The organism is Pseudomonas sp. GW822-FHT03F08 (genome assembly GCF_058801265.1).
Genome location: NZ_JBXANC010000004.1, coordinates 22,482 through 46,242, shown reverse-complemented (window position 1 = coordinate 46,242; position 23,761 = coordinate 22,482). Strand labels below are relative to the sequence as shown.

The following is a 23,761-nucleotide window of genomic DNA, read 5'->3' as shown; positions in this document are numbered from 1 at the left end:
TGAGCAAGGATCCAAGTGCATGCAGAGTCGTTCCTGGCCGACCTTCAATCCCGTGCTCCGGGCCTTGCTGCTGATGGGACTGTCGATTAACGCGGCTCATGCGGCCAGCAGTAACTGCTCGGCCCTCGGGCGCCTGCCGCCCGTGATCGAAATCAACGAAGGCTGGCAACAGGACATGCAATCACCGGTGGCGATCACGCGCCTGGCCATCGGCGATCCGAAAATCGCCGACGTGCATGCCAACGGCAGTTCCTCGTTCCTGCTCACCGGCATGGCGCCGGGCGCCACCAGCCTGATGGTCTGGACGGGCTGCTCCGGCGAACCGCGTCAGAGCATGGTGTTCGTCAAGGGCGCCGCCACCTCGGCCTTGACCGGCACCGGTGCATTGCCTTCGGATGATGCGCTGTTGCCCTCGCAAGTGCAGACCGACATTCGTTTTGTCGAAGTCAGCCGCACCAAACTCAAACAGGCCTCGGCCAAGCTGATCGGCACTCGCGGCAATTTCCTGTTCGGCTCCCCCGGGACATTGCCGCCCATCGATGGCGTGCCGCAGCCGCGATTGCCGGTGGACAACTCGCTGTTCAACTTCTCGTGGATCGGCGGCAATACCATGGCGATCATCAACGCCCTTGAGGGCAGCGGTTTCGCCTACACCCTGGCGCGACCAAGCCTGGTAGCGCTGAACGGGCAGAGCGCGAGCTTTCTCGCGGGGGGGCAGATTCCGATTCCGGTGCCCAGTTCCGGTAGCGACAGCGTGTCCATCGAATACAAGGAATTCGGCATCCGCCTGACGCTGACGCCCACGATCATCAGCCACGACCGCATCGCCCTGAAAGTCGCGCCGGAAGTCAGCGAACTGGACTTCAGCAACTCCGTGCAGATCGCCGGCACCACGGTGCCGGCCCTGACCATCCGCCGCACCGACACCAGCATTTCCCTGGCGGACGGCGAGAGTTTTGTCATCAGCGGCTTGATCAGCACCACCAACAGCTCCCAGGTCGACAAGTTTCCGGGGCTGGGCGATATCCCGGTGCTGGGGGCGTTTTTCAAAAGCTCGCAGATCAAGCGCGAAGAGCGTGAACTGCTGATGATCGTCACCCCGCATCTGGTGCGGCCGTTGTCGGCAGACGCGCAACTGCCGTCGTTGCCGGGCGAAAAACTGCGCAACTACGACCCGAATTTCTACCGCATGTTCTTCCTGGAAAACGGCAACTTCGACAAGCGCAGCGGGTTGTCCCAATGAGCCAGAACCTGAGTCAGACCTTTCTCGCCATCACCCGCAACAGCACCGATCTGGAGTGGCTGCAAAGCGCCCTCGCGCCCTTGGGCCAAGTGGTCAGCGCCGGTGCCGGCAGCCTCGATGAATTGCTCGCACTGGTGGATGTCACCTTCGCCAGCCTGGTGTTTGTCGGTCTCGATCGCGAACACGTGGTGGCCCAAAGCGCGCTGATCGAAGGCGCGCTGGAGGCCAAGCCGATGCTGGCAATCGTTGCCCTCGGCGACGGCATGGACAACCAGCTGGTGCTCAACGCCATGCGCGCCGGAGCGCGAGACTTTGTCGCCTATGGTTCGCGCTCCAGCGAAGTGGCCGGGTTGGTACGACGCTTGAGCAAGCGCCTGCCACCGGTGGCCAACAATGCCCAGTTGGGTGGCCTGACCGTTTTGTACGGCGTGCAGAGCAGTTCCGACGGCGCGTTACTGGCCAACCATATGGCGCTGGTGGTGCAAAAAAGCGGACAGCAGACGCTGTTGCTGGATCTCGGCCTGCCCCGTGGCGACAGCCTTGCACTGCTGGGACTGGAGAGCTCGTTCCACTTCGGTGATGCCTTGCGCCACCTGCGAAGGCTCGACGCCACGCTGATCGACAGTGCCTTCACCAGCGCTGAAGCGGGGCTGCGGATTCTGGCGTACGCCGACAATGACGAGCCACTGGAAAGCACCAGCGCCGCCGAGCTGTACATGCTGCTCAGCGCCTTGCGCCAGCACTTCCAGCACATCGTCGTGAACCTCACCGGCCAGCCCGACAGCGAAGCCTTGCGTACCTTTGTCAGCCACTGCGACAAGCTGCTGTGGTACACCGACCAGAATGTGCTCGATTGCCGGCGCAACCTGGCGGTGTTCAATCTGTGGCGGGAAAAAGGCATGAAGCTCGATCACGGACGGCTGTTGGTCGACCGCTATCTGAGCAACGTCGCGCCGGATGCGGACACCCTCGGCAAGACCTTCAATCTGGAAGTGATCGCGGTGCTGGCCTTGAGTCCGGAGCTGCGCATGAACGCCAAGAACCAGGGCGTCAGCCTGTTTGAACTGGCCCCCCGGGAAAAACTCACCCAGAGCCTGCGGGCGCTTGGCGAACGCCTGGCCAAACGCTCCGAAAACATGGTCAATCGTTCAGAAGGCCTGACCAAACCCAAGTCCACCTGGTTCGACCGGTTGCGAGGCACCTCATGAGTCCGGAAAAACTCTTCGGCGCCCCCGCGCGAGGCCAGTCGGGCAACGGTGATCACGAAGGCCTGAAACTGGTCCTGCATCGCTACATCATCGATGCCATCGAGGAGTCCGGGAAAAACCTGCTGGAAGGTTCGCGGCAGTTGCTCGCGCAATTCGTCACCGACAAGGTCGCCGAATACATTGCCCGTTTGCACCTGGCGATTTCACGTTACGAGATGGAGCGGCTGGCGGAAGAAATCGTCGACGAGCTGACCGGATTCGGTCCGCTGGAAGTGTTGCTGCGTGATCCCGCCGTGACCGAAATCCTGGTCAACGGCCCGCACCGGGTATTCGTCGAGCGCGACGGGGTACTGCATCAGAGTGATCTGCGCTTTATCGATGCGCATCACGTCGAACGGGTCATGCAGCGCATTCTGGCGCCGCTCGGGCGACGGCTGGACGAGTCTTCGCCGATGGTCGATGCACGCCTGCCCGACGGCAGCCGGGTCAACGCGATCATTCCTCCCATTGCCCTCGATGGCCCGTGCCTGTCGATTCGTAAATTCCGCAAGGACATGCTCAAGAGCAGCGACCTGATCGCCATGCAGACCATCGATCTGGCGATTTTCGATTGCTTCCAGGACGCCGTGGGCAAGCGCTGCAACATCCTGATCAGCGGCGGCACCGGCACCGGCAAGACCACGTTGCTGAACATCCTCAGCCAATTGATCAACCCCCACGAACGGCTGGTGACCATCGAAGACGTCGCCGAATTGCAGCTCGGCCACCCGCACGTGGTGCGTCTGGAAACCCGGCCGCCGAACGCCGAGGGTCATGGCGAGGTCAAGGCCAGCGATCTGATCCGCAACGCCCTGCGGATGCGCCCGGACCGGATCATTCTCGGCGAGATCCGTGGTGTCGAAGTGCTCGACGTGCTCACCGCAATGAACACCGGCCACGACGGCTCGATGAGCACGGTGCACGCCAACAATGCCCAGGATGCGTTGCTGCGTCTGGAAACTCTGGTCGGTCTGACCGGGCGCACCGTGGCCGAACGCACCCTGCGCCAGATGATCTGCGCGGCGCTCGACGTGATCATCCAGTTGACCCGCATGCCCGATGGCCGCCGCTGCGTCAGCGAAGTGGTGGAGGTGGTCGGTGTGCGTGAAGACGTTTATGTCACCAACACGCTGTTCCGTCTTGATCGACGCACCGGTTTCGGCTTCCTGCGTGAAGCGGTCAACCCGGCCGGCGACAAGTTACGGCACGAGTCGAGTCTGGGCTGAGCGCATGGAGCCTTCGTCATGATCGGACCGGTGATCCTGATCGTCATTTGCCTGCTGATGCTGGGGCTGTCGATTCGCCTGTTCCTGCATGGTGTGCGCAAGACCGCCAATGAACGGGTGCTGACGCGACTGGCCGCCGGGCAACCGCAGGCGGCGGTCGAAAAATCCTCCTGGGCGGGGCTGGAGCGGATGTTTCTGCGGGCGGGTCTCGGCCGTCCGAGCGAGCACTTCGGGTTATGGCTGGCGTTGTGGGTCCTGGCCATGATGCTGGGTTACCTGATGGCCGAATGGATCGGCCTGTTGATCCTGATGCTAGCGCCGCCCCTGATTCTGCGGTTGTACATCGCCTGGCTGTACCGGCGCCGGCTCAATCGCATGATCGAACAACTGCCGCAGTTGCTGGACCACACCGTGCGCAGCCTCAAGTCCGGCCGGACCCTGAGCGACGCGGTGATGGGCGGCATCGAAACCAGTGACGATCCGTTGAAGTCGGCGATGGGCCGGGTGCAGCGCAACGTGCAGCTGGGGGTCAACCTGCCGGACGCGGTGAGCGATTTCGCCGAACTCTACGAGCAGGATGAACTGCGCATGTTCGCCCTGGGCCTGAAGGTCAATCATCGCTACGGCGGCAACGCCAGCGAATTGCTGGAGAACCTGATCAAACTGATTCGCGAGCGCGACCAGGGTGCCCGCCAACTGCGCGCCCTGACCGGCGAAACCCGCATGACCGCTTGGGTGCTCGGATCGCTGCCCTTGATCCTGGTGAGCTATTTCATGCTGACCAATCCCGGCTACATGCTCGGCATGTGGAACGACTCCGGGGGCCAGACGATGCTGATTATCGCGGTAGTGCTGCAGGTGCTCGGTTGCCTGGCGCTGTGGCGCATGTTGAGGAGTGTCTGACATGGTGATGCTGGCCAGTCTCATGCTGTTGCTCGGCGCCCTGCTGCTGGTCGGCAGCCACCTGTTGACCGAGCGCCGTCGGGTGCGTCAGGTCAACCAGCGCCTACAGGGCCATCTGGTGCGTGAAAGCCGCTTGCGCACCTGGTTGCGAGCGCTGGGCAACAGCCGCTTCGGCCAGCGCTCGGTGAGCATGGACAGCGAAACCCAGACCCTGCTCAGCCGCCTTGGCTGGCGCCGGGCCAGTGAACGCTCGCTGTTTGCCGCCTGCCAGATCGGCACGCCGTTACTGACGCTGGGCCTTGGGCTGTTCTTGCAGGAAGTGTTTTTCCCCCAGGCCCCCAACGGCTGGCTGGTACCGATGATCGCTACCGGCGCCGGCTATCTGCTGCCCAAACGCCTGCTGGCGTATGCCGCTGGCCGTCGGCAGAAAATCATTTCGGTGGAAGTGTCGACGTTCATTCCTCTGCTGCGGATCCTGTTCGAGTCCGGCATGGCCGTCGAGCAGGCCTTGCGCGTGCTCAGCATCGAGGGGCAAAAGCTGCTGCCGGAACTGACCAGCGAACTGCGCCTGATTCTGGCGCGTGTCGACTCGGGTCTGGAACTCGGCCAGGAACTGAACAAGGCGGCGGCGATGCTGGCAGTGGATGAGTTCACCGACACCAGCGTGATCCTGCAACAGCTGATTCAGCAGGGCGGCGGGGCAATGAAATCGCTGCTGGCGCTCAAGCAACTGCTCGATGACCGCCGCCTGACGCGCTTGCAGGAATACATCTCGAAGATGTCGGCGAAGATGTCGGTGGTCATGATGCTGTTCCTGTTTCCGGCCTTGCTGATTGTATTGGCGGGCCCCGGTTTTACCGCAATCACTCGGGCGTTTGCGTCCTGACACTGGCGATGGAGAGCATTTGATGAAAGCACTGATGGTTGTGGCAAGTCTGTTGCTGCTCGGCGGTTGCGCAACGGACGGTCAGGCGCCGTGGACGACGATGCTGGCGCCGGCCAGTTGCAGCAAGCTGAGTTCCGAGCAGGAGCTGTCGCTGAACCTGGTCGATGACCTGGCCAACGACGGCAAGCTGCACGCCAGCCTGGCCAACCTGCAAAGCCTGCCCGACAACCTCGTCGAGGTGCGGCTGCGCAAGGCCAGGGTCTATCGTCTGCTGGGGCGCAGTGAAGCCGAGCCGTTGTATCGCGGCCTGCTCGGTACTTGTCTGAGCGCCGACGCCGAACATGGCCTGGGCCAGCTGTATGCCGCCCGTGGCGACAACGGTCAGGCGCAGGCCCACTTGCAACGGGCGGTGCGACTGGCGCCCACCAACGAAAACATCCGCAACGATCTGGGCGTGGTGTACCTCAATCAGCTGCGACTCCAGGACGCCCGGTTCGAGTTTCTGACGGCGATCGAGTTGAAGCAGAACAATCAACTGGCGACGCTGAATCTGGTCACCCTGTTGATCTACCAGAACAACTGGCAACAAGCCGCCGAAGTCGTCAGCCGCGCGCACCTGACCCCGGAACAGTTCACCGATGCCCAGGAGCGCGCGGAAAAACTCAAGGCTCCGGTGCCGGCCAAACCCGCCGCGAGCAATCAGGTTGCGGTGGTGGCTGACCCGCAACCGGCGACGATCAAGTGAACCTCCAGGAGGCGCCATGAACACGTTCAAGACCCTGTGCTGCCTGAGCCTGCTGAGCCTGCCGCTCGCTGCCTTCGCCATCGACGCCGGCCCGGCATCGGCCCAGCAGCAGGAAACCGAAGGCTGGCTGTTGCTGCAAAGCCGCAACAAGGCCGCGTCCCCTGACCCGCAAGCGGCCACGGCCACCGAGCGAGAACTGGCGATGCAGCGCTGGCTGAAGAAATACAAATATGAAATTCCCGATTTCTATGACCCGGATGCGGGCGGGAAGATCGAGAAGCAGTAGTCGTGCTTCGCAGGCCACCGGAGTGGCCTGCGACAGCGACTTACAACTGATAGCTGAAACTGATGCTGTAACGCGGCCGGCGATTGAACGTATCCAGCGCTTCATCCGACATCGGTTTGGCCGCCTCCAGCGCAATGTTGTAGTACTTGGCATCGCCGAACCTCAGGCCCACCGCGGCCGAAGACAGACTGTTGGCCTGTACCGGCAACTGGTTGAACCAGCTGCGCGAGCGATCGAGCACCACGTAGGGTTGCAGGATGCGCACCCAGTTGCCGTCGCGGTTGAAGCTGTAGTTGATCTCGTAAGCCACCCCCCAGCCCTTGTCGCCGGACGCCTGGTCGTCGGGGTAGCCACGACCGAAATTCTGCCCGCCGAACACCGCGCGCTCGCTGTCGGGCAGGGTGTCGTCGCTCCAGTACAACGCCCCTGATAGCACGCCTTGCCAGTTGTCGAAGAACTTGTCGCTCTGTACCCCCGACAGTCGCAGACGGAAGAAATGCAGGTCGATGGCGCTGTTGTTGGTGTGCGCGCCCATGCTGTCGAAGCCTTGATAAACCCCGCCACTGAGAATCCGCAGTTGCCGGGCATCGGCCTTGCGCCAGTCGCTTTCGAAGGCGAGGGCGCGGATGTCGGTGCGTTCTTCGGCGCTGAGTGGATAGCCGATGACGTTGTAGCGGGTCTTGTCGTTGACCGCGTACAGGCGCGAGCCGGCCGTCAGCAATTCATTGGAGGCGGCAATCAGCGGCATGCTGAAACCGATGGAGTAACGGTCGTTTTCGCGGTGCGGCTTGAGTTCCAGACCGTTGTTCAGAAGCACGTTGGTGCCGGGGTCGGCGCGGTAACGTGAGGCGGACAGGCTCAGTTGCGTGCCTTCGTCATCGAGGAACTGGCTGTAGTCCAGGCGATAGTAATGCTCGTGGTCATCGCCCGGCGGAAACAGGCCGCTGAGGCTCAGCTGTTCGCCCATCGAGGTCTGTGAGTTGCTGCTGACGCCGAGCAAGGCCTGGGTGCCGTTGCGGTTGTCTTCGGTGGTACTCAGGGTGCTGGTGAACGGTTTTCGGCTGGCCTGGGCGATCAGGGTCGTTGCGCCGTCGGTGGTGCCGGGTGGCGGCACCTGAGCCTGGATCGTGACGCCGGGGATGCGGGTCATCAGCGTGGTGTAGCGTTCGAAGGTCTTGCGGGTCAGCGGGCGTTCAGCCTGGATCTTCGCCGTCAGTCTGTCGATCAGTCCCTTGACCCGGCCGATATCGCCCTGGACCTGAACATCCCGAACATAACCTTCCACCAGCACCACTCGCGCGGCACCGTCGTCGAAAGTCTGCTGCGGCAGGAAGGCGTAGGACAGCAGGTAGCCGTCGTTCTGGTAGCGACGGGTGATGTTGCGTGTCGCTTCAATCAGATCGGCGAGGCTGGTTTCGTGGCCGATCAGGGGTTTGTAGATCTCTGCCAGTTCGTTGAGCGGGTAAATCGTGCCGCCTTCGATCTGCACGGTTTTCAGGTTGATCTTCGTGCCCATCATCAACGGCTCGGCAGCCGCGGCACCGGGTTCCGGAACTTGCAGCGGGGCGGCGCTCGGACGGTAGGCGTCGGCGGGCAGATTCGGCACCGGCAGGTTGCGGATGGTTTCGTTGCTGTTGAGAAAGCTGGGAAGGGTGTCGGCGAGGGCAGCGGAACTGAGACTGAGGAACAGCAGGGATGCCATAACGCGCATAGGACACTCCATGTTCAAACCGCAGCACTTGGCGGGTTTTTTCCTAAGAAAAAAGCGGAAGACTCGTGGGAATCTTCCGCCCTCAACCAAGCGTAGGCGCTGTAGGTTAGGCCGTCGAATCGGCCAGGTGCAATTCAGCGTTTGTTGCCGCCCAAGGTGCCAGTCAGGCCACCGAGAACTCCGCCCAGACCGCCACCGGTGCCAGCGGCGGTGCCGCCGTTGACCAGCCCGCCGACGGCGGTGACGGTGTTGCCCACGGTGGCGACGGTGTTGCCGACAGCGGTCACGACCGGGTTGCTGTTGGTACCGGCGATGGCACCGCCAAGGTTACTGACCGCACCACCTGCCTGACCGGTGAGGCCGGCAATCGGGGCGCCGAGACCGGTAGCACCGCCGACATTCTGAGTCAGGTTGGTGACGGCGGCGGTGACCGGTGCAAGGCCGGTGCCTATGTTGTTGCCCAGTGTTGCCAGAGGTGTGGTGGGCGTGGTGATCGGTGAACCCGAACCACCGATTGCTGTATTGAGCGAGGCCACAGTATTGCCGGCCGATGCCAGGACATTGCCCGGTGAACCGAGTGAGCCGTTGCCGGCACCGAGCCCGGCGCCGACATTCACGACCGCGCCACCAACGGTTTGCAGCAGACCATTGTTGCCAAGGCCACCGCCGACGCCTGTTCCGGAACCGGTGCCGTTATCCGCCAGCCCGCCGGTCTTGCCGACCGCCGAACCGACATTGCTCAGGGCGCCGCCGACGGTGTTGGTCAGGGCATTGCCGTTGCCTGCACCGGTGACTTTGTCGCCCACACCGTCAACCGTGCTGCCGACTTTCTGCAGCAAGCCGTTCAGTGGATCACCCAGGCCGGTGGTGCCGCCGAGTTTGTCCGTGGTGCTTTCGACCATGGCAATCACCGGCACCAGTTTACTGCCGACCTCTTGGGTCACCGAGCCGAGTGGGCCAGTGGTAGTGGCGGTGCTGAGGGTGTCACCGAGCATGGTGACTTTTTCACCCACCCCGTTGAGCAGCGGCGCCACTTTGGTGACCACGCCGCCGACCACAGGCACGCTGCCGGTGGCGGTCGCCAGTTTGCCGCTCAGGTCAGACACGCCGTTGCCGACATCCTGCACCACGCCACCGACGGCCGACGCGGTGACGCCCAGGCCGTTATCGGTGGTTGCCAGTTTGCCAATCCCGTTGCCGATGCCGTCGCCCAGTGTGGATACCACATTGCCGGCGGTTCTGGCCGCGCTTTGCACCACGCCACCCACCACGGGTACGCCACTGAGTGAGTCGCCGACCTGACCGACGCCATTGCCGACGCCGGCAACGGTGCCGCCGACATCCTGCACCAGGGTTGAGGTGACCAGCGGCTGAGGCGTAGTCGGGTTAGTGGGGTTGGTCGGGTCGGTTGGATTGGTCGGGTTGGTCGGGTTTGTCGGATTGCTCGGATCCGAGCCACCAGTCCCACCGGATACTGTGGTGCCGTCGGTTCCGGTTGTGCCGCCAGTCCCGGTTGTACCGCCGCTGCCGGATGTCCCGCCAGTGCCTGCGGTGGAACTGTCTGGCGAAGAGCTGCCGGAACTGCTGTGGTGACCGCCACCGCCACTGCTGCAACCGGCCAGGCCGAGTGAGAGGATCAATGCCAGCGCTGTTGCTGATTTGCACCAAACTTGAGTTTTCATGAGGGATATTCCTTGCACCTGTCTCAACGTTCGTTGTCTTCGACGGCTAGCCGGTTCTGTTGCCGGCAATGCCTTCGTCCGTTGTGCTCATATCAGTCGCAAGGTTGGATCCACACCATTCTCAAGTTGGTATTAACGCCTTTATATAAGCGTGTGATTTGCTGCTTAACGACTAATGCCGAGGATATAAACGCGCAAAAAAAAGCCTTGAGAATCAAGGCTTGATGTTTGGCCGGGGGCTGGATAACGGCGGCAGAAACTTAAGTTATATACACACAATTGATCATGTTTCTCTGTTGTGATCGAACTCCGCGAGGGGCGCGGTAACGATCGGCGCGGCCTATTGATTCAGGCAATCGGTTGCCAGTGGCCGACCATGTGCTCCAGGTCCCCGGCACCGATAAGACGCAACTCACCGCTGGAACCCGCCGCGCTGGCGAACAGCGATACCTCGCTCGGCAGGCGCACCGGTTTACGAAAATGCACGGCGATTTCCAGGTTGGCCCTGGGCAGGTGATCCGCCAGCGCGGCCAGGGTGCGGGCCTTGTTCCACAGACCATGGGCAATGGCGGTGGGGAAACCGAACAGCCTGGCACTGGCGGCGCTCAGGTGGATCGGGTTGTAGTCGCCGGAGACCTTGGCGTACTGCCGGCCGATGTCCGCCGGGGCTTTCCATTGCGCCACCTGCATCAGTGGCAGCGTGGGCTCCCACGCCTGTTCGAGCGCCTCGCCTTCAAGCTTCACGCCTCGACAGAGCATCTGGCTTTCGGCTTCCCACAGCGGGCCAAGCTGATCGTCGAGGCTGGTCAGCAGATCGAAGGTCGCACCTTTCGGATGTGGTTTCAGGTTGTGTACCCGAACGCTGACCTGCGCGCGGCTGATCCCGCCCATCGGCCGCAGAATGCGGATGCGATTGCTCAGGTGAATCAGCCCCAGCAGCGGGAAGGGAAAGTCTTTGGCCGTGAGCAACTGCATCTGCAACGCAAACGCCAGGACATGTGGATAAGTTGGTGGCAGCAGACCGTCATCGGCAAAACCGCAGACCTTGCGATAAGCCGCCAGACGCTTGCCGTCGATGTCGACCCCGCAGCGCAGACCGCTGTCGGGCAAACGGGTGCCGGTGATTTTGCGCCGGGTCGCGGCCCGGACATACAAACCCGGCAGACTCGGTTCGCGGTGCAACGTGTGCCATTCGATGCTCATGCCTAAGCCCCCAGAACACTTTGTCCACAGACCCGCAATGCCTGTCCGGTGAAGGCACCGGTGCCCGGTTGCGCCAGCCAGGCCACGGCTTCGGCGACGTCTTGTGGCAGGCCACCCTGGCCCAGCGAACTCATGCGCCGCCCGGCTTCGCGCAGGCCAAAGGGAATGTGCGCGGTCATCTGGGTTTCGATGAAACCCGGCGCCACGGCGTTGATGCTGATGCCACGCTCCAGCAGCGTCGGTGCCCAGGCCTGGGCCAGTCCGATCAGCCCGGCCTTGCTCGCTGCGTAATTGGTTTGCCCGCGGTTGCCGGCGATGCCACTGATCGAGGCGAGCAGAATCACCCGCGCGTTATCGCGCAGGGTGCCGCTGTCGAGCAGCGCCTTGGTCAGCACTTGTGGGGCATTGAGATTGACCGCCAGCACCGCGTCCCAGAACTCGGGCGTCATGTTGGCCAGGGTCTTGTCGCGGGTGATGCCAGCGTTGTGCACCAGAATGTCGAGGCCGTCCGGCAACTGTTCGATCAGCTGCGCGGCGGCGTCCTCGGCGCAGATGTCGAGCGTGATGGCGCGCCCGCCGAGGCGCGCGGCCAGGGCTTCCAGATCGGTCTTGGCCGGCGGCACGTCGAGCAGAATCACCTCGGCGCCATCACGGGCCAACGTCTCGGCGATGGAGGCGCCGATACCCCGCGCCGCGCCGGTGACCAGCGCCTTGCGCCCGGCCAGCGGGCGCGTCCAGTCGGTCACTGGCGTGGCGCAAGGATTCAGACGAATCACCTGCCCGGAGACAAATGCACTTTTCGGCGAGAGGAAAAACCGCAGCGGCCCTTCGAGTTGATCCTCTGCACCTTCGCCCACGTAGATCAATTGCAGCGTGCCGCCGCTGCGCAACTCCTTGGCCAACGAACGGGAGAAACCTTCAAGTGCCCGCTGAGCACTGGCGGCGAAAGGTTCGCGCAGGGTTTCCGGGGCGCGGCCGAGGATCACCAGGTGCGCGCTGCTGTCGAGGTTCTTCATCAATGGCTGGAAGAACTCGCGCAGTTGCTTGAGCTGGTCGGTGTGCTGCAATTCACTGGCGTCGAACACCACCGCCTTGAGTTTCGGGCCATGGCCGGGAATCCATTGGGTGGCGGTCGCTGGCTGATCGCCGTAGCGATAAATGGCATCGGTCAGCCGGTTGGCAAAGGCGCTGACCCGTTCGGCCAGCGGCCCGCCGCCGATCAGCAGCGCACCCTCCACCGGCCGCAGGCGCCCGGCCTGCCAGCGTTCCAGCCGCACCGGCGACGGCAGGCCCAGGGCCCCGACCAGACGGTGGCCGATGGACGAGTTGGCGAAGTCGATATAGCGGTCAGACATGGAACGCTCTCCAGAAGATGGGGTTCAAAGTGTGGACTGCGAAAGGCAATCAATCGTTCGATCCACGCAATAAGGCCTACGCTAGAACAGCAGAGTAGTTTGCCCCCGGTGTTTTTGGGGCCCGGCGGGATTTTCAGTGCCCGATTTTCAGACTGGATATTTCACAAGGAGTTTTTCATGAGTCAGCTGCGCCGCGTCGCGATCATTGGTGGCAACCGCATCCCATTCGCCCGTTCCAACGGGCCGTATGCCACCGCGAGCAATCAGGTGATGCTCACCGCCGCCCTTGAAGGCCTGATCGAACGCTACAACCTGCATGGCCAGCGCATGGGCGAAGTGGTCGCGGGGGCGGTGCTGAAACTGTCACGGGATATGAACCTGACCCGCGAATGCGTGCTCGGCTCGCGCCTGTCGCCGGCAACGCCTGCCTATGACATCCAGCAGGCCTGCGGCACCGGCCTGGAAGCCGCGTTGCTGGTGGCGAACAAGATTGCCCTCGGCCAGATCGATTGCGGCATTGCCGGCGGCGTCGACACCACGTCTGACGCGCCGATCAGCGTCAGTGAAGGCCTGCGCAAGATTCTCCTGCAATCCAATCGCGCCAAGACCACTGGCGACAAGCTCAAGACCTTCCTGCAATTGCGTCCGAAACACCTGATCCCCGAATTCCCGCGCAACGGCGAACCGCGCACCGGCCTGTCGATGGGCCAACACTGCGAATTGATGGCGCAGACCTGGAACATTCCTCGCGAAGAACAGGATCAACTGGCACTCGAAAGCCACCACAAACTTGCCGCGTCCTACAGCGAAGGCTGGCACAACGACCTGATGACTCCGTTCCTCGGCCTGACCCGCGACAACAACTTGCGCCCGGACCTGACCCTGGAAAAGCTCGCGACCCTGAAACCGGCCTTCGAGAAAAGCGCCAAGGGCACGCTGACCGCCGGCAACTCCACGCCACTGACCGATGGCGCATCGGTGGTGTTGCTGGGCAGCGAAGAATGGGCCAAAGAACGTGGCTTGCCGATCCTCGCGTATCTGCGCGACGGCGAAGCGGCGGCGGTGGACTTCGTCAACGGCGCCGAAGGGCTGCTGATGGCCCCGGTGTATGCGGTGCCGCGCTTGCTGGCGCGCAATGGTTTGACCTTGCAGGATTTCGACTACTACGAAATCCACGAAGCATTTGCCGCGCAAGTGTTATGCACACTGAAGGCCTGGGAGGATCCGGAGTACTGCAAATCCCGGCTGGGGCTTGATGCGCCGTTGGGGTCGATTGATCGCAGCCGTTTGAACGTCAAGGGCAGTTCGCTGGCGGCGGGGCATCCGTTTGCTGCGACGGGCGGGCGGATCGTGGCCAATCTGGCGAAGCTGCTGGATGCGGCGGGGCGGGGGCGGGGGTTGATTTCGATTTGTGCGGCGGGGGGGCAGGGGGTGACGGCGATCATCGAGCGCTGAAAGAACAAGACGCCCCTCTCCTGAAAGGAGAGGGGCTTTCATAGATCACTCAGGTACGGAACCTGCGCACCAACCCATCCAGCTCATTCGACAACCCCGCCAGACTCTGCGAATCCAGCCGCGCCGAATTCGCCAGTTCCGCCACCAACTGCGCATCACCGTGAATCTGGCTGATGTGCCGATTGATATCCTCGGCCACCTGATGCTGCTCTTCGGCGGCCGTGGCGATCTGGGTATTCATGTCCCGAATCACATCCACCGATTCACGGATCTGACCAAAACTCGCCCGGGCCTCGCCGATTCGCGTCACCGATTGCTGCGACACATCGAGGCTGGCGCGCATCTGTTGGGTCACGGCGCTGGTGCGCTTGGCAAGGTTGCCCAGCAGACCGTCGATTTCCGCCGTCGAATCCGCCGTGCGTTTGGCCAGTGCGCGAACCTCATCGGCCACCACCGCAAAGCCACGGCCTTGCTCACCGGCACGCGCCGCTTCGATGGCGGCGTTGAGTGCCAGCAGGTTGGTCTGTTCGGCGATGGAACGAATGGTGCCGAGGATCGACTGGATGTCGTTACTGTCGCGTTCCAGTTGCTGCATCGACTGCGCCGATTGTTCCAGTTCCTGGCTCAGTTGATCGACGCTGTGCACCGCCGCATCGATCTGCTGCTGACCTTCGCGGGCCTGGCGCTGGCCACTGTCGGCCGACTCCGCTGCCTGGCTGCACGAGCGGGCGACTTCGTTGGCGGTGGCGACCATTTCGTGGAACGCGGTCGAGACCATGTCCACGGCTTCACGCTGGCGTCCGGCGGCTTCGGCCATGTCGCCGGAAACCCGGGTCGAACTCTGCGAGGTGGCGAGGATTTTCCCGGCCGCGCCACCGATGTGCTGGATCAGGCTGCGGATCGCGGTCAGGAACTGGTTGAACCAGTTGGCCAGTTGCGCGGTTTCGTCGTTGCCACGGATATCGAGGTTCTTGGTCAGATCACCTTCGCCCTGGGCGATGCCTTCCAGACCGCTGGCCACGCTGCGGATCGGGCGTACGATCAGGCTGGCGAAACTGGCGCCGACCACGGCGAACAGCACCGCCAACACAGCCGCGATAATCGCGATCAGCCAGGTCAACTGAGTGGCCGAGCTCATCACGTCGTTCTGTTTGATCAGGCCGATGAAGGTCCAGCCCAGTTGCTCCGACGGCCAGACGTTGGCCATGTAGCGCTCGCCGTTGAGTTCGACTTCCACCAGCCCTTTGCCGGCCTTGGCCAGTTGCGCGTAACCGTCGCCGAGGCTGTCGAGGGGCTTGAAGTTGTGCTCGGGCTGTTTCGGATCGACCAGCACCATGCCGCTGTTTTCCAGCAGCATCAGGTAACCGGTTTCGCCGAGCTTGATCTGTTTGACGATCTCGGTGAGCTGCTTGAGCGTGACGTCGATACTGACCACGCCGCCGTTGCTACCGAGTTTGTTGTCGATGGTGCGCACGGTGCTGACGTAGGTCGCATCGTCCTGCGCCCAGTAATAGGCGGCGGTGCGCAACGGTTTGCCGGGTTTGGCCTGAGCGGCCTTGTACCAGGGACGCTGACGCGGATCGTAGTTGCTCAGCTTGGGGTCATCGGGCCAGGAAACGTAACCACCGGCAGCGGTGCCGACGATCGCGTAGGCGTAGGCCGGGTGGCTGTTGCCCAGATCCTGCAGGAAGGAGAAGACCTTTTTGTCCATCTCGCCCTGCGGGATGCTTTCGGCGTTGGCGCTCATGTAGGTCTTGAGGCTGTCGTCGGTGTTCTTGATCAGCGGTTGCGTCGCCAGGTAATCGACGTTCTGGCTGATACCGTCAAAAAAAAGCTGCATGGCGTTGCTGACCTGACGGATCTCGCGTCCGCTGCCGTCGACAAAACCTTCCCGGGCATCGCTGCGCAGGTTGAGTACCACCAGCGTGGCGACCAGCACCACGGGCAAGCAGGCGATGATTGCAAACGCCCACGTCAACTTCTGTTTGATGTTCATCCGCGCTCCAGATTTTCTTGTAGGCCCACGCAGTGCAGATGACTCGCGGTTTATTGGCAGCCGAAAACGGTGTTTTCCACTCCATTCCCTGAGTGCGACATCGAAGCTTTTTTGGAACGATTGTCGGACAAATTCCTCTGTCTCTGAGGGCTTCGGCTGCCGGAGAGGGAAATTGAGGCTGTAAGAGAAAATTCTTACGGGTGGAGTGATGCTGGATGTCAGATTCTGTCGCAAATGCCCTCAAGTCCCTGCGCCAACAAGTTCGGCAGGCTCGGCTATGATTCGCAGCGGTCGATACAAGAGCGGCGGATTGGCCCGTTTGATCCGGCACAGTGTGTGCATCCACAGGTTCACAGGTCGGCAACCCCTCCCCGTGATGCGAGGATTGCCGTATAACGAATGACATTCGCGTGTTTGGTAATAAAGGACCCACAATAAAAGCTGATGAAGACTCCAAAACGCATTGAACCCCTGATCGAGGACGGTCTGGTCGACGAAGTGCTGCGTCCACTCATGAGTGGCAAAGAAGCAGCTGTTTATGTGGTGCGCTGCGGCAATCAGTTACGTTGCGCAAAGGTCTACAAGGAGGCGAACAAACGCAGTTTCCGCCAGGCGGCCGAGTATCAGGAAGGCCGCAAGGTTCGTAACAGCCGACAGGCCCGGGCGATGGCCAAGGGTTCCAAATTCGGGCGCAAGGAAGCCGAAGACGCCTGGCAGAACGCCGAAGTCGCGGCGTTGTTCCGCCTGGCTAACGCCGGGGTGCGGGTGCCCAAGCCGTACGATTTCCTCGAAGGCGTGCTGCTGATGGAACTGGTGGCCGACGAATACGGCGACGCCGCGCCGCGTCTGAACGACGTGGTGCTGGAACCGGATCAGGCCCGCGAATACCACGCGTTCCTGATTTCGCAGATCGTGCTGATGTTGTGTACCGGCCTGGTGCACGGTGACCTCTCGGAGTTCAACGTGCTGCTGACGCCGACCGGCCCGGTCATCATCGACCTGCCGCAAGCGGTGGATGCGGCGGGCAACAACCACGCGTTCAGCATGCTGGAGCGTGACGTCGGCAACATGGCGTCGTACTTCGGCCGGTTCGCCCCGGAGTTGAAGAAGACCAAATACGCCAAGGAAATGTGGGCGTTGTACGAAGCGGGTACGTTGCACCCGGCCAGCGTGCTGACCGGCGAGTTCGACGATCCCGAGGACCTGGCCGATGTCGGCGGGGTCCTGCGCGAGATCGAAGCGGCGCGCCTGGATGAGGAGCGCAAGCAAGCCATCCGCGCGGCGGACGACGAGCCCAAGGGCAAGTCCGACGAACCGCCTCCGCCACCGTGGATGCAGTAAGCATCTGAAAAAGAAAACCCGGCTTCGGCCGGGTTTTACACATTCAAGGATTGATTGTGACCACCACCTCCCGCAATGCCCGGCTGATCATCACGGCGCGGCTGATTTCCGATTTCGGCGCTTTCCTCAACATGGTTGCGCTGGCCACTTATGTCTACCTGCTGAGCAACAGCGCCATGAGCGTCGGGATTTTCCTGGCCAGTCGCGTGGGCGGCGGGATCTTCGCCAGCCTGATCGGCACCGCGTTTTATCGCCGATGCAGCGGTCGCTTGCCGTTGATTGCCTTCGATCTGCTGCGCGCCGCTGTGCTCGGGTTGTTGCTGATCGTGCCGGTCAGCCAGCAGGCGTTGTTGCTGCCGCTGATTGCGTTCGGCCTGGGCTTTGGCAATTCGATGTTCGCCATCGGCCTCAACAGCCAGTTGCCGCGTCTGATCGAGCCTGCGCAGTTGCTCAAAACCAATGCCTGGATCACGTCCGCCTCTTCCATGGCGATGGTCGGTGGCAGTCTGGTGTCCGGGCTGCTGGTCGCAGGGTTTGGCTTTGAAACGGTGTTCGCGTTGAATGCGCTGACCTATCTGCTGGCGGCACTGTTGATCGCGCCGCTGCGGTTCAGCGCACCGGAGGCCGTCGGCCAATCCAGCGCTAAACAGGGTGAATGGTCGGCGTTGTTGCAAGGCCTGCGCAGCGCCCCGGTGGTGGCGGCGATGCTGGCTGTCACGATGGCCGACACTTTGGGTAGCGCTGCACACAACGTCGGATTTCCGATCATTTCCAAACTGCTGACACCGGACTCGGCGAGCACCACGCTGGGCCTGATGCTCGCGGTATGGGCCAGTGGGAAATTGCTGGGCGCGCGAATTGCCAGTCGCTTGAATGGCTCTGAAAACATCCATCTGGAGCGCAGGTACTTTGGCGGGGTGTTGCTGATGTCCTGCGGTTTCATCCTGATGTTCCAGCAGCACAGCGTCGTCGGGCTGTTGCTGTTTTCGCTGCCGGCCGGATTGGGTGACGGGTTCTCGGAAGTCGGCCTGATGTCACGTCTGCAACGGGAACCGGAGCCCCTGCGCCTGCCGATCTTCAGTTTCCTGACGCTGTTGCAGATGACCGGGTTCGGCGTCGGCATGCTGATCGCCGCACCGTTCTACAACTGGTGGGCGCCGGGTGCCGTGGTGCTGCTGTTCCACGGCATTCCCCTCGCCACGGTGCTGTCGATGAAAGTCCTGCTGCTCAGGCGCGAGCGGGTTGCGCGCAGCAGCCCGACGCCAGTTCCTTGAGGATCGGGCAGTCCGGGCGATGGTCGCCCTGGCAGTGTTCGACCAGATCCTGCAGGGTGTCGCGCAGTTCGCCGAGTTCGCGAATCTTCTGATTCAGCTCGTCGATGTGCTGGCGGGCCAGGGCCTTCACATCGGCGCTGGCGCGCTGGCGGTCCTGCCAGAGGGTCAGCAGTTTGCCGACTTCCTCCAGCGAAAAGCCCAGGTCCCGCGAGCGCTTGATGAACGCCAGCGTGTGCAGGTCATCGTCGCCATAGACGCGATAGCCGCTGTCAGTGCGATGGGCGGCCTTGAGCAGGCCGATCGACTCGTAATAACGGATCATCTTCGCGCTCAGGCCACTGTGGCGGGCCGCTTGGCCGATGTTCATCGGTTGTCCTCCAGATCCTCGGGTTTCCAGGTTTTCAACAGTAGCGCATTGCTCACCACGCTGACGCTCGACAGCGCCATCGCCGCGCCGGCCAGCACCGGATTGAGGAAGCCGAACGCCGCCAGCGGAATGCCGATCAGGTTGTAGACGAAGGCCCAGAACAGGTTCTGCCGGATCTTCGCGTAGGTCTTGCGGCTGATCTCCAGCGCTGCCGGCACCAGCCGAGGGTCGCCGCGCATCAGGGTGATGCCGGCGGCGTGCATGGCCACGTCGGTGCCGCCGCCCATGGCGATGCCGATATCGGCAGCGGCCAGTGCCGGGGCGTCGTTGATGCCGTCGCCGACCATGGCCACGACGCCGGTCTTTTTCAGCTCGGCGACGGTGGCGGCTTTGTCCGCCGGCAGCACTTCGGCGTGGACGTTTTCGATGCCCAGCGCTTCGGCCACCACACGGGCACTGCCGCGGTTGTCGCCGGTCAGCAGGTGGCTGTGGATATGTCGCGCAGCCAGTTGTTGCACCGCGTGCAGCGCGCCGGGCTTGAGGGTGTCGCCGAAGGCGAACAGGCCGAGGACACGGGGAACGGGGCCTTTTTCGATCAGCCAGGACAGCGTCCGGCCTTCGGTTTCCCAGGCCTTGGCGGATTCCGCCAACGTGCCGGCGTCCAGGCCGGTTTCTTCCAGCAGTCGGCGATTGCCCAGGGCGAGGCGCCGACCGTCGAGATGGCCGGCAATGCCGCGACCAGTCAGGGACTGACTGTCGCCGACGTCGGGCACCGTCAGATGGCGTTCGGCACAGGCATCCAGCACTGCTTTGGCCAAGGGGTGTTCACTGCCGCGTTGCAGCGCGCCGGCCGCTGTCAGCAGGGCGTTCTCATCACCGTCGATCGCACTGAAATGCGCGATGCGCGGGGTGCCGGAGGTCAGGGTGCCGGTCTTGTCGAACACCACGCTGCTGACTTCATGGGCGCGCTCCAGCGCTTCGGCGTCCTTGATCAGAATCCCGTGGCGCGCCGCCACGCCGGTGCCGGCCATGATCGCGGTCGGTGTCGCCAGACCGAGGGCGCAGGGGCAGGCGATCACCAGCACCGCGACGGCGTTGATCAGCGCGGTTTCCAGCGGCGCGCCATACAACCACCAGCCGATCAGCGTGGCGAGAGCCAGCAGCAGAACCGTCGGCACGAACACCTGACTGACTTTATCCACCAGTTTCTGGATCGGTGCCTTAGCCGCCTGAGCGTCCTCCACCAGGCGGATGATCCGCGCCAGTACGCTTTCCGCGCCGAGCGCCGTGGTGCTCACCAGCAAGCGGCCTTCGCCGTTGATTGCACCGCCGGTGACCTTGTCGCCCGGTTGCTTGGGCACTGGCAGGCTTTCGCCGCTGATCAGCGCTTCATCGGCATGGCTCTGGCCTTCCAGCACTTCGCCGTCCACCGGGAAACGTTCGCCGGGTTTGACCAGTACAAGGTCACCGAGGCGCAGGGCGCTGATGGCGACGTCTTGTTCGCGACCCTCGATGACTTGAATCGCTCGCTCCGGGCGCAAGGCTTCCAGTGCACGGATGGCGCTGGCGGTCTGGCGTTTGGCGCGGCTTTCGAGGTATTTGCCAAGCAGCACCAGAGCGATGACCACCGCCGAGGCCTCGAAATACAGATGCGGCATGCGCCCGTCAGCGGTCGCCCATTCATAGAGACTCAGGCCGTAACCGGCGCTGGTGCCCAGGGCCACCAGCAAGTCCATGTTGCCGGCACCGGCGCGCACGGCTTTCCATGCGGCCACATAAAAACGTGCACCGAAGATGAATTGCACTGGGGTAGCGAGAGCGAATTGCGCCCAGGCCGGGAGCATCCAGTGAATGCCGAAGGGTTGCAGCAGCATCGGCAACACCAGCGGCAAGGCGAGGGTTATCGCGCAGATCAGCGCCCAGCGTTCATGGTTCAGGCGTTGCTGGCGATTGTCGGTCTGGTGTTCAAGTTCGAAGAGGCTGGCCGAATAACCGGCCTTGCTCACGGCGGCGATCAGGAGCTGCGGATCGACAGCGCCAAGCAGTTCGAGGTGGGCGCGTTCATTGGCGAGGTTGACGCTGACGCTTTTCACCCCCGGAACCTTGTTCAGGGCGCGTTCGACACGGCCGACGCAGGAGGCGCAGGTCATGCCGTCGATGTTCAATTCCACGGTTTGCTGCGGCACGCTGTAACCGGCACGTTCAACCGCCTCCATCAGCGCTGGCAGGCTGTCGCCGGGTGCCTGCACCCGGGCCTGTTCGGTGGCGAGGTTGACGCTGACGGCGCTGGCACCGCTGACTTTGCTCAAGGCGCGCTCGACGCGGCCGGCGCAACTGGCGCAGGTCATGCCGCTGATGGGCAGATCGAACGTGATGGAATCGGACATCGGTCGTACTCCCTGTAGTGGATGCCTACAGGATCAACCTTGCCATGCTGGCAAGGTCAAGCGCCAGATTCCGCCGCCCGATCCGGATGAGTCAATAACCGAGGCCGGTTGGCTTGAGGTACATGCCTTCCGCATTCATCGCAATCCGGAACTTCAGGATGTCGCCGGCATGCAGTTTGATCTCCTGCGAGCCCGGCGCGAGCATGCCCGGGTTGCAGCCCGGCATTTGCCCCGGCAGCAGTTTCAGGCGCAGCGAGACATTGCCCGGCGGCAGGTTGAACGAGGTGCTCTGTTCCTGGAACAGTCGCGCCGACAGTTGATCCTGGATGTACACGCCGATCTCGCAGGAGGTCGCGACTTCCAGGCGCTCGCGGGAAATGATCAGCACCCCGAAATCTTCCCCGGCGGCATGCACCGAAGGGATCGCGGCAAAGAGGCTGAGTAAGCCAAACAGGCTGAAAGCTGACCAGCGCATGGCTGAATCTCCTGAATTTATGTCATTGATGCACGCAGCTTGGCCGAGCGCGGCGCCGATTGCCAGCCCGGCAGTTTTTTGCAGAACTTGACCTTGCCATCGTGGCAAGCTCGAAACTGCCGGCAACCTCACTCAAAGGAGTCATTCCATGCAAGTGTTCACTGTTGAAGGCATGTCCTGCGGTCACTGCGTCAAGGCCGTCACCCAAGCGGTCCAGAGCAAGGATCCGGCGGCCAGCGTGCGGGTCGATCTGGCAGCGAAGGAAGTCGGCGTCGAAAGTGCGTTGAGCGCCGAGCAGGTGATCGAGGCGATCAGCGAAGAAGGCTATGTCATCAAACTCGCCTGATCTTTTTAATAGTTAGCGAGCTACCGGAATGTTCAAGGCGTCCTCGCGCGGCTAGACTGTCGGGCTGCACTCTCTACTAAAGTGCCCGCCCAACTGCCTGTCGAACCTGGACGCCTGATGAACTTCCGTACCATTCTGATTCTCGGTGCCTTGACCGCTTTCGGTCCGTTGGCGATCGACTTCTATCTCCCCGCGTTTCCCACCATGGCGCTGGCGTTCGGCACCGATGAGAAACACGTCCAGCTGACGCTGTCGGCTTACTTCTTTGGCCTGTCCATCGGTCAACTGGCCTACGGTCCGGTGGCGGATCGTTTCGGGCGGCGGATTCCATTGCTCACCGGCCTTGTGCTGTTCACCCTGGCGTCATTGGCCTGCGCTTATGCACCGAATCTGGAATGGCTGATTGGTGCGCGGTTCGTTCAGGCACTGGGCGGATGCGCCGGGATGGTGATTTCCCGGGCGGTGGTCGCTGACAAATGCGACGCTGTGGGTTCGGCGAAAGTCTTTTCGCAATTGATGCTGGTGATGGGGCTGGCGCCAATCCTGGCGCCGATGCTCGGCGGTCTGCTGGTCAATACGACGGGTTGGCAGTCGATCTTCCTGGTGCTGACCGGGTTCAGTGCCATGGCCGGCCTGGCGGTGGCCCTCGGCCTGCCGGAAAGTCTGCCGGCCCATGTTCCGCGCCAGCCACTGTCCGGTGCTCTGCGTCAGTACGGTCGACTGCTGACCGACCCGGTCTACATGGGCCATGCCCTGACCGGCGGCATCGCGATTGCCGGGATGTTTGCCTACATTGCCGGCTCGCCTTTCATTTTCATCAAACTGTATGGCGTCCCGGCCGAGCATTTCGGCTGGCTGTTCGGCACCAACGCGGCGGGCTTCATTCTGGTGGCGCAGGTCAATGCGCGACTGTTGGCCAAGCGTGGCCCGGCGTTTCTGCTGTCACGGGCGGTCTGGGTTTACTTCGGCGCCGGGCTGACGCTGCTCGCGGTCAGTGCCCTGCACACCGAGGCACTGTGGCCGCTGCTGATTCCATTGTTCATTTGCGTGGCGAGTCTTGGTTGCATCAGCCCCAATGCGGCGGCGAGTGCGATGAACGGGCAGGGCGCTCGCGCCGGCAGTGCGTCAGCATTGCTCGGCAGCATGCAGTTCAGCGTCGCCGCCGGGGCTTCGGCGCTGGTGGGGGTTTTGCACGATGGCACCGCCGTGCCGATGGCCATGGTCATCAGCCTGTGCGGTCTGTTGGTGGTCAGCGCGGCAATGCTTACCCGGCGCATACAGAATGCCCGGGCGCTGGCAAAGGCGCAGGCCGAAGTCTGAACGGAGGAACTCAGCCGACAGCGCGTTGCTGGCCGAGGTCGGGAATCTGATGGGGCGCGTACAGACGCGCTTCGAGGGTGCGGGTGAAGGCCCGAGCTTCGGCCTCACTGCGGAATGTCACGGCGTGCTGGTCGAGACGAACTTGCCACTGGGACTTTGCCACTTCTTTTATCAGGATCTTCATTGCTGACCTCCCGGACGTAAAAGATTGCATCGCAGAGGTTTCGATTGTAGACCCGAATACGATCGCAATTGTGACAAGGGTCAAGCATCTGACTGACGGCAAAAAGCAACCGCAGCCCCCGAGTCAGCC

General features: G+C 62.6%; 21 protein-coding genes and 1 pseudogene. 12 read left to right on the top strand and 10 right to left on the bottom strand.

From position 1 onward, the window contains the following. The first annotated feature begins 19 nt into the window (after window positions 1-19). Genes AC1RME_RS10755 through AC1RME_RS10725 form a run of 7 tightly spaced genes read left to right on the top strand, consistent with a single transcriptional unit; the run spans window position 20 to window position 6,536 of the window. Window positions 20-1,243: a type II and III secretion system protein family protein gene (locus tag AC1RME_RS10755; protein WP_493071216.1), complete on the top strand. Its 1,224-nt coding sequence runs from the start codon at window positions 20-22 to the stop codon at window positions 1,241-1,243. Continuing rightward, window positions 1,240-2,451 (top strand): CpaE/TadZ family protein, encoded by a 1,212-nt coding sequence (locus AC1RME_RS10750; RefSeq protein WP_102620069.1) that lies wholly within the window; start codon window positions 1,240-1,242, stop codon window positions 2,449-2,451. Before AC1RME_RS10755 ends, AC1RME_RS10750 begins: the two co-directional genes overlap by 4 nt. Further along, window positions 2,448-3,716, top strand: coding sequence for a TadA family conjugal transfer-associated ATPase (locus AC1RME_RS10745; protein ID WP_096819718.1), 1,269 nt, complete (start codon window positions 2,448-2,450; stop codon window positions 3,714-3,716). The genes AC1RME_RS10750 and AC1RME_RS10745 overlap by 4 nt, the downstream gene beginning before the upstream one ends. A gap of 18 nt (window positions 3,717-3,734) precedes the next feature. Then, on the top strand, window positions 3,735-4,619 hold the full coding sequence (locus tag AC1RME_RS10740; protein ID WP_096819719.1) for a type II secretion system F family protein: 885 nt from the start codon (window positions 3,735-3,737) through the stop codon (window positions 4,617-4,619). A gap of 1 nt (window position 4,620) precedes the next feature. Next, window positions 4,621-5,505 carry a type II secretion system F family protein gene (locus AC1RME_RS10735; RefSeq protein ID WP_096819720.1) on the top strand — a complete coding sequence of 295 codons (885 nt, stop codon included), beginning with the start codon at window positions 4,621-4,623 and terminating at the stop codon, window positions 5,503-5,505. A 22-nt stretch (window positions 5,506-5,527) separates the two neighbouring features. After that, the gene (locus AC1RME_RS10730) at window positions 5,528-6,250 is read left to right on the top strand and encodes a tetratricopeptide repeat protein (RefSeq protein WP_096819721.1); all 723 of its coding nucleotides are present in this window, start codon (window positions 5,528-5,530) and stop codon (window positions 6,248-6,250) included. A gap of 16 nt (window positions 6,251-6,266) precedes the next feature. Then, on the top strand, window positions 6,267-6,536 hold the full coding sequence (locus AC1RME_RS10725; RefSeq protein WP_192559683.1) for a DUF3613 domain-containing protein: 270 nt from the start codon (window positions 6,267-6,269) through the stop codon (window positions 6,534-6,536). A gap of 40 nt (window positions 6,537-6,576) precedes the next feature. Here AC1RME_RS10725 and AC1RME_RS10720 read toward each other — a convergent pair whose 3' ends face one another. From AC1RME_RS10720 to AC1RME_RS10705, 4 genes are all read right to left on the bottom strand, one after another. Continuing rightward, window positions 6,577-8,247 (bottom strand): ShlB/FhaC/HecB family hemolysin secretion/activation protein, encoded by a 1,671-nt coding sequence (locus tag AC1RME_RS10720; protein WP_493091180.1) that lies wholly within the window; start codon window positions 8,245-8,247, stop codon window positions 6,577-6,579. 134 nt (window positions 8,248-8,381) lie between these two features. Beyond that, on the bottom strand, window positions 8,382-9,929 hold the full coding sequence (locus tag AC1RME_RS10715) for a collagen-like triple helix repeat-containing protein (RefSeq protein WP_493091178.1): 1,548 nt from the start codon (window positions 9,927-9,929) through the stop codon (window positions 8,382-8,384). 348 nt (window positions 9,930-10,277) lie between these two features. Then, window positions 10,278-11,132 (bottom strand): MaoC family dehydratase, encoded by an 855-nt coding sequence (locus AC1RME_RS10710; RefSeq protein WP_493091176.1) that lies wholly within the window; start codon window positions 11,130-11,132, stop codon window positions 10,278-10,280. Between the two features lie 2 nt (window positions 11,133-11,134). Further along, window positions 11,135-12,487 carry a 3-oxoacyl-ACP reductase gene (locus AC1RME_RS10705; protein ID WP_493091174.1) on the bottom strand — a complete coding sequence of 451 codons (1,353 nt, stop codon included), beginning with the start codon at window positions 12,485-12,487 and terminating at the stop codon, window positions 11,135-11,137. A gap of 177 nt (window positions 12,488-12,664) precedes the next feature. Here AC1RME_RS10705 and AC1RME_RS10700 point away from each other — a divergent pair, with 177 nt between their 5' ends. After that, window positions 12,665-13,942, top strand: a complete 1,278-nt coding sequence (locus AC1RME_RS10700; RefSeq protein ID WP_493091172.1) for an acetyl-CoA C-acetyltransferase — start codon at window positions 12,665-12,667, stop codon at window positions 13,940-13,942. Between the two features lie 49 nt (window positions 13,943-13,991). Here the strand turns inward: AC1RME_RS10700 and AC1RME_RS10695 are convergent, their stop codons facing one another. Together AC1RME_RS10695 and AC1RME_RS10690 are read right to left on the bottom strand one after the other, a co-directional pair. Continuing rightward, window positions 13,992-14,720 (bottom strand): methyl-accepting chemotaxis protein, encoded by a 729-nt coding sequence (locus AC1RME_RS10695; protein WP_371858331.1) that lies wholly within the window; start codon window positions 14,718-14,720, stop codon window positions 13,992-13,994. Between the two features lie 129 nt (window positions 14,721-14,849). Next, window positions 14,850-15,782 (bottom strand): annotated as a pseudogene (locus AC1RME_RS10690) (cache domain-containing protein); the annotation flags it as partial. A 600-nt stretch (window positions 15,783-16,382) separates the two neighbouring features. Here AC1RME_RS10690 and AC1RME_RS10685 point away from each other — a divergent pair. Continuing rightward, the gene (locus AC1RME_RS10685; RefSeq protein WP_011332300.1) at window positions 16,383-17,279 is read left to right on the top strand and encodes a PA4780 family RIO1-like protein kinase; all 897 of its coding nucleotides are present in this window, start codon (window positions 16,383-16,385) and stop codon (window positions 17,277-17,279) included. A gap of 56 nt (window positions 17,280-17,335) precedes the next feature. Further along, entirely contained in the window at window positions 17,336-18,553 is a 1,218-nt protein-coding gene (locus AC1RME_RS10680) for an MFS transporter (protein ID WP_493091170.1), read from the top strand. On the opposite strand, the gene cueR is transcribed toward AC1RME_RS10680, so the two are convergent. The 3 genes from cueR to AC1RME_RS10665 form a co-directional block, all read right to left on the bottom strand. Next, window positions 18,507-18,920, bottom strand: coding sequence for a Cu(I)-responsive transcriptional regulator (gene cueR / locus AC1RME_RS10675; RefSeq protein WP_096819703.1), 414 nt, complete (start codon window positions 18,918-18,920; stop codon window positions 18,507-18,509). The genes AC1RME_RS10680 and cueR overlap by 47 nt on opposite strands. Then, window positions 18,917-21,307 carry a heavy metal translocating P-type ATPase gene (locus AC1RME_RS10670; protein ID WP_096819702.1) on the bottom strand — a complete coding sequence of 797 codons (2,391 nt, stop codon included), beginning with the start codon at window positions 21,305-21,307 and terminating at the stop codon, window positions 18,917-18,919. Before AC1RME_RS10670 ends, cueR begins: the two co-directional genes overlap by 4 nt. A 91-nt stretch (window positions 21,308-21,398) precedes the next feature. After that, on the bottom strand, window positions 21,399-21,782 hold the full coding sequence (locus AC1RME_RS10665) for a hypothetical protein (protein ID WP_096819701.1): 384 nt from the start codon (window positions 21,780-21,782) through the stop codon (window positions 21,399-21,401). 148 nt (window positions 21,783-21,930) lie between these two features. On the opposite strand from AC1RME_RS10665, the gene AC1RME_RS10660 reads away from it, so the two are divergent. Together AC1RME_RS10660 and AC1RME_RS10655 are read left to right on the top strand one after the other, a co-directional pair. After that, window positions 21,931-22,128 (top strand): heavy-metal-associated domain-containing protein, encoded by a 198-nt coding sequence (locus AC1RME_RS10660; protein WP_096819700.1) that lies wholly within the window; start codon window positions 21,931-21,933, stop codon window positions 22,126-22,128. A gap of 117 nt (window positions 22,129-22,245) precedes the next feature. Further along, window positions 22,246-23,448 carry a multidrug effflux MFS transporter gene (locus AC1RME_RS10655; protein ID WP_096819699.1) on the top strand — a complete coding sequence of 401 codons (1,203 nt, stop codon included), beginning with the start codon at window positions 22,246-22,248 and terminating at the stop codon, window positions 23,446-23,448. 10 nt (window positions 23,449-23,458) lie between these two features. Here AC1RME_RS10655 and AC1RME_RS10650 read toward each other — a convergent pair whose 3' ends face one another. Further along, window positions 23,459-23,632 carry a hypothetical protein gene (locus tag AC1RME_RS10650; protein ID WP_173861408.1) on the bottom strand — a complete coding sequence of 58 codons (174 nt, stop codon included), beginning with the start codon at window positions 23,630-23,632 and terminating at the stop codon, window positions 23,459-23,461. Window positions 23,633-23,761: the final 129 nt, after the last annotated feature.

Bases quoted from the DNA above. Each gene is read 5' to 3' on its own strand.
- AC1RME_RS10755 (WP_493071216.1), top strand. From the start codon at position 20: ATGCAGAGTCGTTCCTGGCCGACCTTCAATCCCGTGCTCCGGGCCTTG.
- AC1RME_RS10750 (WP_102620069.1), top strand. From the start codon at position 1,240: ATGAGCCAGAACCTGAGTCAGACCTTTCTCGCCATCACCCGCAACAGC.
- AC1RME_RS10745 (WP_096819718.1), top strand. From the start codon at position 2,448: ATGAGTCCGGAAAAACTCTTCGGCGCCCCCGCGCGAGGCCAGTCGGGC.
- AC1RME_RS10740 (WP_096819719.1), top strand. From the start codon at position 3,735: ATGATCGGACCGGTGATCCTGATCGTCATTTGCCTGCTGATGCTGGGG.
- AC1RME_RS10735 (WP_096819720.1), top strand. From the start codon at position 4,621: ATGGTGATGCTGGCCAGTCTCATGCTGTTGCTCGGCGCCCTGCTGCTG.
- AC1RME_RS10730 (WP_096819721.1), top strand. From the start codon at position 5,528: ATGAAAGCACTGATGGTTGTGGCAAGTCTGTTGCTGCTCGGCGGTTGC.
- AC1RME_RS10725 (WP_192559683.1), top strand. From the start codon at position 6,267: ATGAACACGTTCAAGACCCTGTGCTGCCTGAGCCTGCTGAGCCTGCCG.
- AC1RME_RS10720 (WP_493091180.1), bottom strand. From the start codon at position 8,247: ATGCGCGTTATGGCATCCCTGCTGTTCCTCAGTCTCAGTTCCGCTGCC.
- AC1RME_RS10715 (WP_493091178.1), bottom strand. From the start codon at position 9,929: ATGAAAACTCAAGTTTGGTGCAAATCAGCAACAGCGCTGGCATTGATC.
- AC1RME_RS10710 (WP_493091176.1), bottom strand. From the start codon at position 11,132: ATGAGCATCGAATGGCACACGTTGCACCGCGAACCGAGTCTGCCGGGT.
- AC1RME_RS10705 (WP_493091174.1), bottom strand. From the start codon at position 12,487: ATGTCTGACCGCTATATCGACTTCGCCAACTCGTCCATCGGCCACCGT.
- AC1RME_RS10700 (WP_493091172.1), top strand. From the start codon at position 12,665: ATGAGTCAGCTGCGCCGCGTCGCGATCATTGGTGGCAACCGCATCCCA.
- AC1RME_RS10695 (WP_371858331.1), bottom strand. From the start codon at position 14,720: ATGGTCTCGACCGCGTTCCACGAAATGGTCGCCACCGCCAACGAAGTC.
- AC1RME_RS10685 (WP_011332300.1), top strand. From the start codon at position 16,383: ATGAAGACTCCAAAACGCATTGAACCCCTGATCGAGGACGGTCTGGTC.
- cueR (WP_096819703.1), bottom strand. From the start codon at position 18,920: ATGAACATCGGCCAAGCGGCCCGCCACAGTGGCCTGAGCGCGAAGATG.
- AC1RME_RS10670 (WP_096819702.1), bottom strand. From the start codon at position 21,307: ATGTCCGATTCCATCACGTTCGATCTGCCCATCAGCGGCATGACCTGC.
- AC1RME_RS10665 (WP_096819701.1), bottom strand. From the start codon at position 21,782: ATGCGCTGGTCAGCTTTCAGCCTGTTTGGCTTACTCAGCCTCTTTGCC.
- AC1RME_RS10660 (WP_096819700.1), top strand. From the start codon at position 21,931: ATGCAAGTGTTCACTGTTGAAGGCATGTCCTGCGGTCACTGCGTCAAG.
- AC1RME_RS10655 (WP_096819699.1), top strand. From the start codon at position 22,246: ATGAACTTCCGTACCATTCTGATTCTCGGTGCCTTGACCGCTTTCGGT.
- AC1RME_RS10650 (WP_173861408.1), bottom strand. From the start codon at position 23,632: ATGAAGATCCTGATAAAAGAAGTGGCAAAGTCCCAGTGGCAAGTTCGT.